This is a genomic window from Aeromonas rivuli (genome assembly GCF_020149575.1).
Taxonomy (GTDB): domain Bacteria; phylum Pseudomonadota; class Gammaproteobacteria; order Enterobacterales; family Aeromonadaceae; genus Aeromonas; species Aeromonas rivuli.
In genome coordinates this window covers 1,204,757-1,218,118 of the sequence record NZ_CP079742.1, presented here as the reverse complement: position 1 = coordinate 1,218,118, position 13,362 = coordinate 1,204,757, and the positions used below count along the sequence as shown (strand labels likewise).

The window sequence follows — 13,362 nt, the reverse complement described above, 5'->3', positions numbered from 1 at the left end:
CGGCGCTAAAATACTCGCTTTGAAATCCCCAGGTCAATGGAATTTACTCGGGACATAACTGGAACCTTTATACGGGTATAGCCATGCCGGGGGCCGGGTGCGACGAACGGCAGGACGCCTGCCCCTGAGCTAACTCCTTCTTCAATCCGGGGCTGCGACAGAGAATGACCGACTGGCGTCCAGGAAGGGCGCCAAACCGTCAGGCGCGAGCAAGTGGCAACCCATGGCGAGGTGTCAGCCAATTCACACTCTCACAGGTAATTGATAATAATTTTCATTTGCCTGAGAATAAGCGCCATTGTCAGCCAGGAGTCTTCCCATGTCCCAGCCCGTCCCGGTCAATCGTCCCCGTCTGCTCACCGTCAAGGGGGTGCAGGATCTAACCCCTCATATGCGCCGAGTCTGCCTGACAGGCCCCGATCTCGCCGACTACCCCTTCACCTGTGGTGGCGCCCATATCAAGATCATGTTGCCGCAACCCGGGCAGCCCCATGCCGTCTTGCCAACACCCACCCCGCAAGGCCCCCGCTGGGAGGACGCGAGTCAGAAGCCCATCATGCGCACCTTCACCATTCGCGCCTTTCGCCGCGAGGCGCTGGAGCTGGATATCGATTTCGCCCTCCATGGCGAGACAGGCCCGGCCAGCCGGTTCGCCCTCCATGTCAAGCCGGGGGATAGCCTCGCCATCTCGGGCCCCGGTGGCCCCAACCCCATGCTGCAGGTGGCCGATAACTACTACATGGTGGGGGATCTCACCTCCCTGCCCGCCATCTGCGCCATGGCCGAGGTGATGCCAAGCCAGGCCCGGGGACACATAGCCCTGCTGGTGCCCCATGAGCAGGAGATCCAGGATATTGCTCTGCCAGCCGGCGTCAGCCTGCGCTGGTTCATCGGCAACCCGGATCAGACCGCGGCCCTGGTCAGCCACTTCACCAGCCTGCCCATGACGGGCGAGCAGAGTTACTTCTGGTTCGGTGGTGAGGAGGGCCTGGTCGTGCCCATGCGTCGCCATGTCAGGCGCACCCTGGACGTGGATCGCAGCCGCGTCTATGCCGTGCCCTACTGGCGCCATGGTAAAGACGAAGAGGCCTACCACCATGACCGCCACGACGTGATGGACAGCTAATCCTCCATCGGTTCCTGTCAGGGCCCGCGGCGCACCAGCCCGGGCCCTGCTTGTTTCGGCCATCCCCATTCTGCTCTCCCCCTCGTTAGTGCTTGCATGTCGGGCACAAAACAAGATAATGATAATCACTCTCAATTGAGGCGCTGGATAGCCCATGAGCAACACCAGATCTGTTGTATCCGGCCCCTTCTCTTCCGTTCGCATCACAAGGTAACCCTGATGGCAGTCTTGAACTCGGTAATGCGTGCCTGCGCAGTGGCAGCACTCCCCACCCCGGCCGAACTCTTGGCACAACAACCCTGCCCGGCCCCCATGCAGGCCCGGATAGCACAACATCGTCAGCAGGCCAGCAACATTCTGAGCGGCGCCGACGACCGCCTGCTGGTGGTGATAGGCCCCTGCTCCCTGCACGATCCCGAGGCTGCCCTCGACTATGCCAAACGGCTGGCCCCGCTGGCCGAGCAGTATGGCGATCGTCTGCAGATCGTGATGCGGGCCTACTTCGAAAAACCGCGCACCACTGTCGGCTGGAAAGGGCTGGTATTCGATCCGCACCTGGATGGCAGCCATGATCTCGACCAGGGCCTGCGCCTGGCGCGCCAACTGCTGCTCGACATCGGTGACCTTGGCCTGGCGACAGCGACCGAGTTCCTCGATACCACCAGCTTCCTCTATCTCGCCGACCTCATCAGCTGGGGCGCCATCGGCGCCCGCACCACGGAGTCCCAGGTCCATCGTCAGCTTGCCTCGGCCCTGCCCTGCCCGGTCGGCTTCAAGAATGGCACTGACGGTAATGTCAGGGTTGCCATGGATGCCATTCAGGCAAGTCAGGCCTCTCACCTGTTCACGGCGCCAGGCAGCGAGGGCAGCATGGTCGTGATCCGCAGTGAGGGCAATGAGGCAGGGCACATCATCTTGCGGGGTGGCGCCCACCCCAATTACCACAGAGCCGATGTGGAGGCCGCCGCCGCGCAGCTGCGCCAACAGGGGCTCAACGGGCGATTGATGGTCGATTGCAGCCATGGCAACAGCCAGAAGCAGCACAAGAACCAGCTCAGGGTGGCCGAGGCCCTCTGCCATCAGCTGGCCGATGGCAGCCAGGCCATCGCCGCCGTCATGGTCGAGAGCTTCCTGATCGAAGGCAGCCAGGCCCCCGCCCCCTTGAGCGAGCTCACTTACGGCCAGTCGGTGACCGATGCCTGCCTCCACTGGGACGACAGCCTGCGCCTGCTCGCCATGCTGGCCGATGCCGTGTCGGATCGGCGCCGTCAGCACCTGACCCAGAGAGCGCCACAGCCCCAGTGGGATGCCCAGCTCGCCGGATAACCTCGACCGCTGGCGCCGCCTTCATTCAGGCGGCGCCAGCCACCCGGCGGCCATTCCCCCTCCCCATCACGACCCCACGCCAGACCCGGCGCAGATGGCGCCCTCCCCTCTATACTTGGCCGATACCCCCTTCACCCAAGGCCTCCCATGCTGCTGCGCGTTACCCTCTGTCTGCTGCTCTGCCTCACCTTGGCTCCCCTGCCCGGGGCAAGCCCGCTCAGGGTCGAGATAGTGCACAAGGGGTTGGTACACCCCTGGGGCCTGGTCTTTCTGCCCGGCGGCGATCTGCTGGTGAGCGAGCGACCCGGCCGCCTGCTGCGCATCCAGGCCGATGGCCAGCGCCAGAAGGTGTCAGGCCTGCCCGAGATAGCAGCCCAGGGCCAGGGTGGCCTGCTCGATCTGGCACTGGATGAGCAGGGCTGGCTCTATTTCAGCTACAGCGAGCCAGGCGCCGGGGGCAGCAGTACCGCCGTGTCCCGCGCCAAGCTGCAAAATAATGCGCTGGTCGAGGTGCAGCCTCTGTTCAGTCAGCGACCCAAGGTGGAAGGGGGGGCACACTTCGGCTCGCGCCTGGTGCTGGGGAGTGATGGCCTGCTCTACATTACCCTGGGCGATCGCTTCAATTACCGCAGTCAGGCCCAGCACCTCGACAATCACCTCGGCAAGACCATTCGCCTGAACCGGGACGGCAGCCTGCCGCCGGATAACCCCTTTATTCACACCCAGGGAGCCCTGCCCGAGATCTGGAGCCTGGGCCATCGCAACATGCAAGGAGCCGCCTGGCGGCCCGAAGTCAACCAGTTCTGGACCCATGAGCACGGCCCCCAGGGCGGGGATGAGGTCAATCTCATTCTGGGTGGTCGCAACTATGGCTGGCCCAGGGTCAGCTTCGGCGAGGAGTATGGCGGCGGCAAGATTGGCGAGGGCAGTTCGGCCCCCGGCTTGACGAGCCCGCTCAAGGTTTGGGTTCCCTCCATCGCCCCCTCGGGCATGGCATTTCACTCGGGCGCTCACTACCCCCAGTGGCGGGACAAGCTGTTTATCGGCGCCCTGCGCGGCCAGTCACTGCGAGAGCTGACCCTGGCCGGTGACATCATAGTCGGCGAACGCACCCTGCTCGGGGAGCGGGGGGAGCGGATCCGCACCGTCAAAGAGGGCCCGGATGGCGCGCTCTACCTGCTCACCGACGGCGCGGCGGGCAAGTTGCTGCGGTTGATCCCCTGAGCGCCCCCTCGGCTAGACTTGAGGCGACCGGCATCCCCAACCTCCACAAGGAGCACAATGATGAAAACCCTGATGATTATCCTCTGCTGCGGCCTGCTGTTTGCTTGCAATACCATGAGCGGCATGGGCAAAGATGTCGAAAAGGTCGGCGAAAAAATTCAAAAGAGCGCCGACAAATAACCCCAGCCGGGCGGTACCCTGCCGCCTGGCCCCCTTCTCTGTCACCCCTGCCCCCCCGGCTTGCCACAGCGTTTGTCACGGCCAAGAGCAGGGGCTGTTGCCACTTCCCATTGCTCCGCGACCAAATAGACATCCCGCTCGCCCGCGTCATCGCCTTCCCGTGCCGAGGATCCCCTTGCGCTTGTTCACTGCGCCAGCCCCCGTTAACAGAGCGCGGCTGGCTGCCAAGCAGGGGGCTCATCCTGGCGATCCACGGTTCCAGCTGTGACCGCCCCCTTGACTCAGTTACACTCTTGCTGTTGGCCGTCGATGCAGGCGGCCCTCCTCCACAGGGATCAGACAAGAGAAGGGAATCATGGGTAACAAGAAGAAAGCCAAAGCTGAACAATCAGTGCCGACAACGGCCCGTGAACAACTGGGTAACAAGGAGTACGCAAAGGAGCTACGCCGCCTGCACGTGGAGCTGGTGAAGCTGCAGCAGTGGGTCGTGCATAAAGGGCTCAAGGTGTGCATCGTCTTCGAGGGGCGCGACGGTGCCGGCAAAGGGGGCACCATCAAGGCGATCACCGAGCGGGTCAGTCCCCGCGTGTTCAGGGTCGTGGCCCTGCCCGCCCCCACAGAGCGGGAGAAGAGCCAGCTCTATGTCCAGCGCTACGTCCCCCATCTGCCCGCCGCCGGCGAGATCGTCATCTTCGATCGCAGCTGGTACAACAGGGCGGGGGTGGAGCGGATCATGGGGTTCTGCACCCCGGAGGCGAGCGACAAGTTCCTGGCCAGCACGCCGCAGATGGAGTGGTCCATGGTCGATTCGGGGATCATCTTGCTGAAATACTGGCTGGAAGTGAGCCCGGAGGAGCAGGAGCGGCGGCTGCGAGATCGTATCGATGATGGTCGCAAGACCTGGAAGCTCTCCCCCATGGACATCAAGTCATTCGATCGCTGGGATGACTACACCCAGGCGCGGGATGCCATGTTTGCCGCCACCGACACCACCTGGGCCCCCTGGTTCGTGGCGCGCTCCGAGGACAAGAAACGGGTGCGACTCAACATCATCTCCCACCTGCTGGCCCACATCCCCTACGAGGATCTGCCCGCCGACACGGTCAAGTTGCCCAAGCGCAAGATTGGCAAGGTCAAACCCACCGACCATCCGTTCCGCTATATTCCGGAACTCTTCTGAGTACCAGCAGGGGGAGCCTGTCGCTCCCCCTGCACCACGGCCATTGACCGCCCCCCTTGAGGCACAGGTGAAGCGCAGACGACGAGCCCGATACCGTCCCGAGGCGGTGGCTCAATCTGCTCAACCGCGCCCAGAGCCCTCTCTCAGACCCCGTCAGGGCCATTAGGCGCTGGCCTGAGCCAGGGGATCCCCATCCAGGCTCACCAGAGATAGCTGAACCCCGTGCTGGGCCAGCATATCGCGGGCATTCTGGGCCAGTCTGTCATCGGTGATCACCTGATCGACCGCCTCCCAGCCCACCACCTTGAAGGTGCCCACCTTGCCATATTTGGACGAGTCACAGATGAGGATGCGGGTCGAGGCCGCCTCGACCACGGCGCGCTTGACCGGCACCTTCTCCTCATTGGGGGTCGAGATACCATGCAAGTCCCAGGAGGAGGAGGAGAGGAAGGCAATATCCAGATGCAGATTGCGCAGGAAGTGGGCGGTCGCCTCCCCGGCGCAAGACTGATTGTCACGGATCACCATGCCACCGGTGTGATAGAGGCGACCCAGACCATGTTCGATCAGGTAGGCGCACACCATGAAGTCATTGGTCACTATCATGAGGTCGTCGCGCAGGGCCAGCTCCCGCGCCAGCTCCAGGGAGGTGGTGCCCGCATCCAGATAGACAGTGCAACCCGCAGGTGCCTGATCCGCGGCCAGGCGCGCGATGGCGAGCTTGGCCGCCTGCATCAGGCTGCGCTTGGCGGCGTGGGAAGGCTCGCTCTTGATCCGCTGGGAGAGGCTGACCCCGCCCGAGACCGACAGCACCCGCCCCTGTCGCTCCAGCTTCTGGATATCCCGGCGCACCGTCATGTGAGAGACGCCGAGCCGCTCGGTGAGCGCCAATATGCTGACCACGCCGCGCTCGGTCAGCAGTTGCAATATCTGTTGCTGTCGTTCTATGGGGATCATGGGGGCTCCTCCCTGTTGAGCCGCCATTCTAGCCCAGCTAAATGGTAAAAAATGATAAAACTTCACCACAATCACCAAAATTAACATTTAGTCACACACGTGACGTTATTAATCCGCATTAATAGGGCTTCAACCGAACCAAATCACAAAAAATAACATCAATTAAGTTAAAAAATGTGAGTTAAGCCTGATATTTGACCGCCGTTAATCCCTACTATGAGCCCATACGCCGTCTCATAGAGGAACTCAGCATGTCTCACCCTTATCAGGTTGCCGTCATCGGCCTTGGCGCCATGGGCATGGGCGCCGCCCTCTCCTGCCTGCGGGCCGGGCTCCACACCCATGGCATAGACCTCGACTCATCGGCCCGTGAACGACTGGCCACCGCCGGTGCCACCAGTGTCGGCGCGGATGCCCATGCCATCGCAGACCGGCTCGATGCCGTGCTGCTGCTGGTGGTCAATGCCGCCCAGGTGCGCCGCATCCTGCTCGGCGAAGAGGGGCTGGCTCGCCGCCTCACCCCCGGTACCGCCATCATGATCAGCGCCACCATCGCCAGCGAAGAGGCACAGGCCATCGCCGCCGAACTCGGCGCCCTGAACCTGCTGGTGCTGGATGCCCCAGTCTCCGGCGGCGCCATCAAGGCCGAGGCCGGCGAGATGACGGTGATGGCCTCAGGTAGCCAGGCCGCCTTCGATCGTCTGCAACCCGTGCTCGATGCGGTAGCCGCCCATGTCTTCGCCATCGGCGAGCGTCCGGGTCAGGGCAGCACGGTCAAGATCATCCACCAGCTGCTGGCCGGGGTACATATCGCCGTCGCCGCCGAGGCCATGGCGCTGGCGAGCCGCGCAGGGGTGCCGCTGGATCTCATGTATCAAGTCGTGACCCAGGCGGCAGGCAACTCCTGGATGTTTGAGAATCGCATGCCAAGGGTACTGAGCGGCGACTACAGTCCCCGCTCTGCGGTGGACATCTTCGTCAAGGATCTCAAGCTGGTCGCCGAGCAGGGCCAGGCACTGAATTTCCCGCTGCCTCTGGCGAGCGCCGCCCTCAATCAGTTCCTCAGCGCCAGTAACGCAGGCCACGGCCAGGAGGACGACAGTGCCGTCATCAAGGCCTACGCGGGCATTCAACTGCCGGAGGCCGCCCAATGAAACTCGGGGTCATCGCGGACGACTTCACTGGCGCCACCGACATCGCCGGCTTCCTGGTAGAGAACGGCCTCGCCACCTTGCAGCTCTCGGGAATCCCGGACAACGCCGATCTGCCCGTGGCGGACGCCCTGGTAGTCAGCCTCAAGAGCCGCTCCTGCCCGGCACAGGAGGCGGTGACCCACTCCCTCACCGCCCTCGCCTGGCTGCGCGAACAAGGTTGCGATCGCATCTATCAGAAGTACTGCTCCACCTTCGACAGCACCCGCGAGGGCAACATAGGGCCGGTGACGGATGCGCTGCTCGATGCCCTGGGCGCTGACTTCACCCTGATCTGCCCTTCACTGCCAGTCAACGGCCGCACCGTCTATCAGGGCAACCTCTTTGTCGGTCCCCAGCCCCTGTCAGAATCCGGCATGCGCCACCATCCCCTCACCCCCATGACCGACAGCAATCTGCTGCGACTGATGGATGCCCAGGGTCGCGGGCGTACCGGACTGGTGCCCTTCAACACCATAGCGGCGGGGCCCGAGGCCATTGCCGCCGCCCTGACCACCCTCAGGGAAGATGGCTATCGCTACGCCGTGGTCGATACCCTGACCGAGCAACATCTGCTGGATATCGCCGCCGCCGTCAGCGACTGGCCGCTGGTCACCGGTGGATCCGGGCTCGCCATCGGTCTGGCCCGGCTGTTTAGCCAGGGCCAGGCAGAAACGGCCCGGGCGTCGGGCCATCCCATGCCGGGTCGCTGCGCCATCTTGTCCGGCTCCTGCTCCCAGATGACCAATCGCCAGGTCGCCCACTACCGCGAACAGGCACCGAGCCTGGCCCTGTCGGTCGAGGAGTGCCTCAAGGACCCGACCTACCCGGCCAGACTGGCCGATTGGGTGCTCAGTCAGGGCCCAGGCCCGGCCCCCCTGATCTACGCCACTACCACTCCTGAGGTCCTCGGCGACATCCAGCGCCAACATGGGGCTCAGGCCGCCAGCGAGGCGGTGGAAGCCTGCTTCGCCGCCCTGGCCGAGCGGCTGGTCGCCGCCGGGGTGAGCAACCTCATCATCGCCGGTGGCGAGACCTCGAGCCGGGTCACCCAGGCCCTCGACATCAACGCCTTCCACATTGGCCCCCAGATAGCGCCGGGTGTGCCCTGGGTCAGGGCCACGGACAGACCCCTCTCCCTGGCACTCAAGTCAGGCAATTTCGGCGATGAGGGCTTCTTCTCCATCGCTCAGGAGTTCTTTTATGACTGAACAATCACTGCGCGACACCATGGTCATGCTGGGGGCCTCCCTGTTTGCGCGAGGCTATGCCACGGGCGGGGCGGGCAATCTCTCGGCCCGGCTACCGGATGGCACCCTGATCGCCACCCCGACCGGCTCTTGCCTGGGTCGCCTCGAGGCAGACCGCCTGGCCAAGGTGAGCCTGGATGGCCGTCATCTCGACGGGGATCGCCCCTCCAAGGAGGTGGCTTTCCACCTGGCCCTCTATCACAACAACCCTGAGTGCCAGGCGGTGGTGCACCTGCACTGTACCCATCTGACCGCGCTCTCCTGCCTGGATGGGCTGAACCCGGCCAATGTGATCCGCCCCTTCACCCCCTATTACGTGATGCGGGTCGGCAGCCTGCCGCTCATCCCCTACTACAAACCCGGGGATGCCCGCATCGCCGAAGAGCTGGGGCGGCGCGCCCAGGAGGCGGGCGCCTTCCTGCTCGCCAACCACGGCCCCGTGGTGATGGGCAAGAACCTGGTGGAAGCGGTCAACAACATGGAGGAGCTGGAAGAGACGGCTCGCCTCGCCCTGTTGCTCCATGGTCAGCCCATCCGTTACCTGAGCGAGTCCGAAGTGGCCGAATTGAGGAGTCTGAAGCCATGAGCAAATTTGCCGCCAACCTGACCCTGCTGTTCACCGAACTGCCCTTTATCGAGCGCTTCGCGGCGGCCCGCGCCGCCGGTTTCGAGGCCGTGGAGTGCCTCTTCCCCTACGAGTGGCCCGCCGCCGAGCTGGCCCGCCAGTTGAGCGAGCATGGCCTCACCCAGACACTGTTCAACATGCCCGCCGGAGACTGGTCGGCCGGGGAGCGCGGCATGGCCGCCATCCCGGGCCGTGAGGCCGAGTTTCGCGCCCAGCTGCCCAGGGTGCGTGACTACGCCCTGGCGCTCGGCTGCAAAAAGGTGCATGCCATGAGCGGCCTGATTGATCCGGCCCACTCCCTGGCCGCCCATCGCCAGACGCTGATTGACAACATTCGCCACGCCGCCGACTACCTGGCGGCGGACGGCATCAAGGTGCTGCTAGAACCCCTCAACAGCCGGGACGTGCCCGGGTACTTCCTGGCCCACCAGCTCGATGCCCTGGCGCTGGTGGAGGAGATAGACAGGCCGAACGTGGCGGTCCAGCTCGATCTCTACCACGCCCAGATCATGGATGGAGACCTGACCCGGCTCATCGACACCCTCGGCCAGGCCATCGGCCATGTCCAGATAGCCTCGGTGCCGGATCGCCACGAGCCGGATCGGGGGGAGATCCACTATCCCCACCTGCTCGCCGCACTGGCACGGGCCGGCTACCGGGACTGGATTGGCTGCGAATACCACCCCAAGGCTGGCACCCAGGCGGGCCTTGGCTGGCTGACGCAATGGCAGTCGCAATAACACAACAAGAACGACACACACACGAACGAGTCTGAGGATAACAAGATGCAGATCATCATCACGGGGGGCGGCGGCTTTCTCGGCCAGCGCCTGGCCCGAGCCCTGTTGCAAGGACCTCTCCCCTTCAGCGAATTGCTGCTGGTGGACATACAGATGCCGATGAGCCCACTGCCCGATCCCAGGGTGCGCTGCCTGCAAGGGGATCTCACCGTCCCCGGGGTAGCCGAGACCCTGATCACCAAGGAGACGGGGATCGTCTATCACCTGGCCGCCATCGTCAGCAGCCATGCCGAGCAGGATTTCGATCTCGGCTGGCGGGTGAACCTGGACACCACCCGCACCCTGCTGGAGGCGTGCCGCCACGCCAGACCCGGCATCCGCTTCGTGTTCACCAGCTCCCTGGCGGTCTACGGCGGCACCCTGCCCGAGCAGGTGGACGACAGCACAGCACTGACGCCCACCAGCTCCTACGGCGCCCAGAAGGCGATGGGGGAGCTGCTGGTCAATGACTACAGCCGCAAGGGGTATGTGGATGGCCTGGTGCTGCGTCTGCCCACCATCTGCGTGCGCCCCGGCAAGCCGAACCGCGCCGCGTCTTCGTTCGTGAGCGCCATCATTCGCGAGCCACTCCAGGGGGAAGCCACCCAGTGCCCGGTCGATCCCGCCCTGCGACTCTGGCTGTCGAGCCCGGCGACAGTGGTGAGCAACTTCCTCACCGCCGCCACCCTGGAGGCCCCCAAGCACTGGCGCAGCATCAACCTGCCCGGCATCAGCGTCACCGTCGACGAGATGCTGGCCACCCTGACCCTCAGCGGCGGCCAAGCCGCCCGGGACAGGGTCACCATGACGCCGGATCCCGCCATCGAACGCATCGTCGCGAGCTGGCCCGGTCGCATCGACAATAGCCGCGCTTGCGAGCTCGGCTTCGTGGCGGACAGGACGTTCGCCGACATCATCGACAGCTTTATCACCCATGACATGCAGGAGGCATCATGATCGATATACCTACCCCCATCATAGGGCTCATCATCGCGGTATTTGCCCTGGTCTTCCTGGTGCTGCGCACCCGGGTTCACGCCCTGATCGCCATGCTGGCCGCGGCCTGCATCGCCGGGGTCACCGGTGGCATGAGCATCGACAAGACCCTCACCGTCATCACCCAGGGCTTTGGCTCCACCCTCGGCAGCATCGGCATCGTCATCGGCCTCGGGGTCATGATGGGTCGCCTGCTGGAGGTGTCGGGGGCGGCCGAACAGATCGCCTACAGCTTCATCAAGTGGCTCGGCAAACGCCGGGAAGAGTGGGCGCTGGCCATCACCGGCTATATCGTCAGCATCCCCATCTTCGTCGACTCCGCCTTCGTCATCCTGTTCCCGGTCGCCAAGGCGCTGGCCAAGAGTGGCAAGCGCTCCCTGCTGACCCTGGGGGTGGCCCTGGCCGGTGGTCTGGTGGTGACTCACCATACGGTACCCCCCACACCGGGTCCGCTCGGGGTAGCGGGCCTGTTCGGGGTCGACATCGGCGCCATGCTGCTGACCGGCATGTGCCTGGCGGTGCCCTGCGTCATCGGCATCGTGCTCTACGCCCAGTGGCTCGACAAGAAGTACCCGGAGTTTGGCGAGCAGGCGATCAAGAGCCAGGACGAGCTGCAAGTCACCTATGAGCAGTATCTCAAGGAGAAGGAGGGCAAAGTGCTGCCCAGCCTGACCCTCTCCCTGCTGCCGATCCTGGTGCCCATCGTCCTCATCTTCTGCAAGGCGATGCTGACCACTCTGGCCACGTTCGAGGGGTTTGAATCCCTCGGCAGCAACCCGCTGGTGCAAGGAATAGGCTTCATCGGTACCCCCATCATCGCGCTGGCCATCAGCGTCTTGCTGGCCGTCTATACCCTGGTGCCGCACCTGGATCGTCACGCCACCGCCGAGCGTCTCGAAGAGGGTCTGCAGTCCGCGGGCATCATACTGCTGGTCACCGGTGCCGGTGGCGCCCTGGGGGCCGTATTGCGCGACAGCGGGGCTGGCAACCAGCTCGCCGAACAGATAGCGGGGCTGCCCATCTCCCCCATTCTGATCCCCTTTATCGTCGCCACCCTGGTGCGGCTCATCCAGGGCTCGGGCACGGTTGCCATGGTGACGGCGGCCTCCATCTCGGCCCCCATACTGGCGCAGATCCCCGGGGTCAACATGCTGCTCGCCGCCCAGGCCGCCACCATGGGCTCGCTCTTCTTCGGTTACTTCAACGACAGCCTGTTCTGGGTCGTGAACCGCATGATGGGCATCTCGGACGTGAAGCAGCAGATGATCGTCTGGTCCATCCCGACCACCATCGCCTGGGCCATAGGTGGTACCGGGGTCGCCCTGCTCAACCTGCTGTTCGGTTCGGGGGGCACCTGGTTCGACCCCGTGCTGCCGCTGCTGGTGCTGGCCCTCATCATCTGGGGGGTGCGTCGTCAGCCGCTGGGGTTGCCTGGCCCGGCGCCGGTGCGTCAACCTTGAGTCAGGCTCGGGCAACTCGCCTGGCATCACAGACCGGCGAATGAATGGATGAAAAAGCCTGCCCGACCCCAGGTCGGCAGGCATAGGAGAGAGGGGGCCCGTCTGCTAGACTGGCCCCCTCTCTGGCTTCTCTCACAAGGATTGGAAGATGTCTGGTTCGCCCCTGCGCGATCGCTCCACCGGTTTTGCCCTGCTCACCATCTTGCTGTGGGCCTCTCTGGCCGCTCTCACCTCCAGAGTCACCAGCGTGTCACCTCTGGTGCTGGTGGGCCTGGTGCTGCTGTTTTGCGGCGCAGGCGCCCTGCCATTCTGGCGCCAATGGCGCGCCAGCCCCGTCACCTGGCTGGTCACCATCACCGCGCTGCTGTTCTACCACCTACTGCTGTTTATGAGCTTTCGCCACGCCCCCGTGCTTGAGGCCAATCTCATCAACTATCTGTGGCCGCTGTTCATCATACTGTTCACCCCGCTGTTGCTGCCCGGTCATCCCCTGCAGGGTCACCACCTGCTGGCGGGGCTGCTGGGGCTGGCCGGCAGTGTGCTGGTGATGGTCAATGGCGAGCTGCAGCTGCAATATGCCTATCTGCCCGGCTATCTGCTGGCCCTGGGCGCCGCCATCATCTGGGGCGGCTATTCGGTATTGTCACGGCGCCTGCCCGCCGCCCCGGCGGTCATGGTCGCGGCCGCCTGCCTGCCCGCAGGCCTGCTCGCCCTGCTGATGGCCTGGCAACTGGAAGGCCCCCTGCCCCTGACGACCATACCAACCGGTGACTGGGCCCTCATCACAGGTCTGGCCCTTGGACCCATGGGCGCAGCCTTCGTCACCTGGTATCTGGCGCTGCGGGACGGGGATCCCCGCCGTATCGGGGCCCTCTCCTACCTGACGCCACTGCTCAGCACCCTGCTGCTGGTCTGGCTCAATGGGGAGGAGCTGACCCTGCGCCACGTGCTGGCCGGCACCCTGATCCTGGGGGGCGCCCTGCTCGGTCTCAAGGCCAGCCCGGCCAAAAATGAGCCACTCCTGCCCAACGCAACCCCCTGAATCCTTGTCATCAAACTGCCATCAAGC

At 64.4% G+C, this 13,362-nt stretch carries 13 protein-coding genes; 12 read left to right on the top strand and 1 reads right to left on the bottom strand.

What is annotated here, in order from left to right; genetic code table 11:
* Positions 1 to 319 precede the first annotated feature (319 nt).
* From KYK33_RS05880 to ppk2, 5 genes are all read left to right on the top strand, one after another.
* Positions 320 to 1,126, top strand: coding sequence for a siderophore-interacting protein (locus KYK33_RS05880; RefSeq protein WP_224432347.1), 807 nt, complete (start codon positions 320 to 322; stop codon positions 1,124 to 1,126).
* A 219-nt stretch (positions 1,127 to 1,345) separates the two neighbouring features.
* Positions 1,346 to 2,452, top strand: a complete 1,107-nt coding sequence (locus KYK33_RS05875) for a 3-deoxy-7-phosphoheptulonate synthase (protein ID WP_224432346.1) — start codon at positions 1,346 to 1,348, stop codon at positions 2,450 to 2,452.
* Positions 2,453 to 2,599: 147 nt separating this feature from the next.
* On the top strand, positions 2,600 to 3,676 hold the full coding sequence (locus tag KYK33_RS05870) for a PQQ-dependent sugar dehydrogenase (RefSeq protein ID WP_224432345.1): 1,077 nt from the start codon (positions 2,600 to 2,602) through the stop codon (positions 3,674 to 3,676).
* Between the two features lie 60 nt (positions 3,677 to 3,736).
* Positions 3,737 to 3,856 (top strand): entericidin A/B family lipoprotein, encoded by a 120-nt coding sequence (locus KYK33_RS05865; RefSeq protein WP_224432344.1) that lies wholly within the window; start codon positions 3,737 to 3,739, stop codon positions 3,854 to 3,856.
* Positions 3,857 to 4,211: 355 nt separating this feature from the next.
* Positions 4,212 to 5,036 carry a polyphosphate kinase 2 gene (gene ppk2 / locus KYK33_RS05860; RefSeq protein WP_042041379.1) on the top strand — a complete coding sequence of 275 codons (825 nt, stop codon included), beginning with the start codon at positions 4,212 to 4,214 and terminating at the stop codon, positions 5,034 to 5,036.
* A gap of 162 nt (positions 5,037 to 5,198) precedes the next feature.
* Here ppk2 and KYK33_RS05855 read toward each other — a convergent pair whose 3' ends face one another.
* Complete coding sequence (locus tag KYK33_RS05855; RefSeq protein ID WP_224432343.1) at positions 5,199 to 5,993, bottom strand: DeoR/GlpR family DNA-binding transcription regulator; 795 nt, start codon at positions 5,991 to 5,993, stop codon at positions 5,199 to 5,201.
* Between the two features lie 251 nt (positions 5,994 to 6,244).
* Here KYK33_RS05855 and ltnD point away from each other — a divergent pair, with 251 nt between their 5' ends.
* From ltnD to KYK33_RS05820, 7 genes are all read left to right on the top strand, one after another.
* The gene (gene ltnD, locus KYK33_RS05850; protein WP_224432342.1) at positions 6,245 to 7,147 is read left to right on the top strand and encodes an L-threonate dehydrogenase; all 903 of its coding nucleotides are present in this window, start codon (positions 6,245 to 6,247) and stop codon (positions 7,145 to 7,147) included.
* Complete coding sequence (gene otnK / locus KYK33_RS05845) at positions 7,144 to 8,394, top strand: 3-oxo-tetronate kinase (RefSeq protein WP_224432341.1); 1,251 nt, start codon at positions 7,144 to 7,146, stop codon at positions 8,392 to 8,394. The genes ltnD and otnK overlap by 4 nt, the downstream gene beginning before the upstream one ends.
* Positions 8,387 to 9,019, top strand: a complete 633-nt coding sequence (gene otnC, locus KYK33_RS05840) for a 3-oxo-tetronate 4-phosphate decarboxylase (protein ID WP_042041370.1) — start codon at positions 8,387 to 8,389, stop codon at positions 9,017 to 9,019. Before otnK ends, otnC begins: the two co-directional genes overlap by 8 nt.
* The gene (gene otnI, locus KYK33_RS05835) at positions 9,016 to 9,798 is read left to right on the top strand and encodes a 2-oxo-tetronate isomerase (protein ID WP_224432340.1); all 783 of its coding nucleotides are present in this window, start codon (positions 9,016 to 9,018) and stop codon (positions 9,796 to 9,798) included. Before otnC ends, otnI begins: the two co-directional genes overlap by 4 nt.
* A gap of 45 nt (positions 9,799 to 9,843) precedes the next feature.
* Positions 9,844 to 10,794 carry a D-erythronate dehydrogenase gene (gene denD, locus KYK33_RS05830; protein ID WP_224432339.1) on the top strand — a complete coding sequence of 317 codons (951 nt, stop codon included), beginning with the start codon at positions 9,844 to 9,846 and terminating at the stop codon, positions 10,792 to 10,794.
* A complete protein-coding gene (locus tag KYK33_RS05825) occupies positions 10,791 to 12,293 on the top strand; it encodes a GntP family permease (RefSeq protein ID WP_042041365.1) in 1,503 nt (500 codons plus the stop codon). Before denD ends, KYK33_RS05825 begins: the two co-directional genes overlap by 4 nt.
* Positions 12,294 to 12,441: 148 nt before the next feature.
* Positions 12,442 to 13,335, top strand: coding sequence for a DMT family transporter (locus KYK33_RS05820; RefSeq protein ID WP_224432338.1), 894 nt, complete (start codon positions 12,442 to 12,444; stop codon positions 13,333 to 13,335).
* Positions 13,336 to 13,362 lie beyond the last annotated feature (27 nt).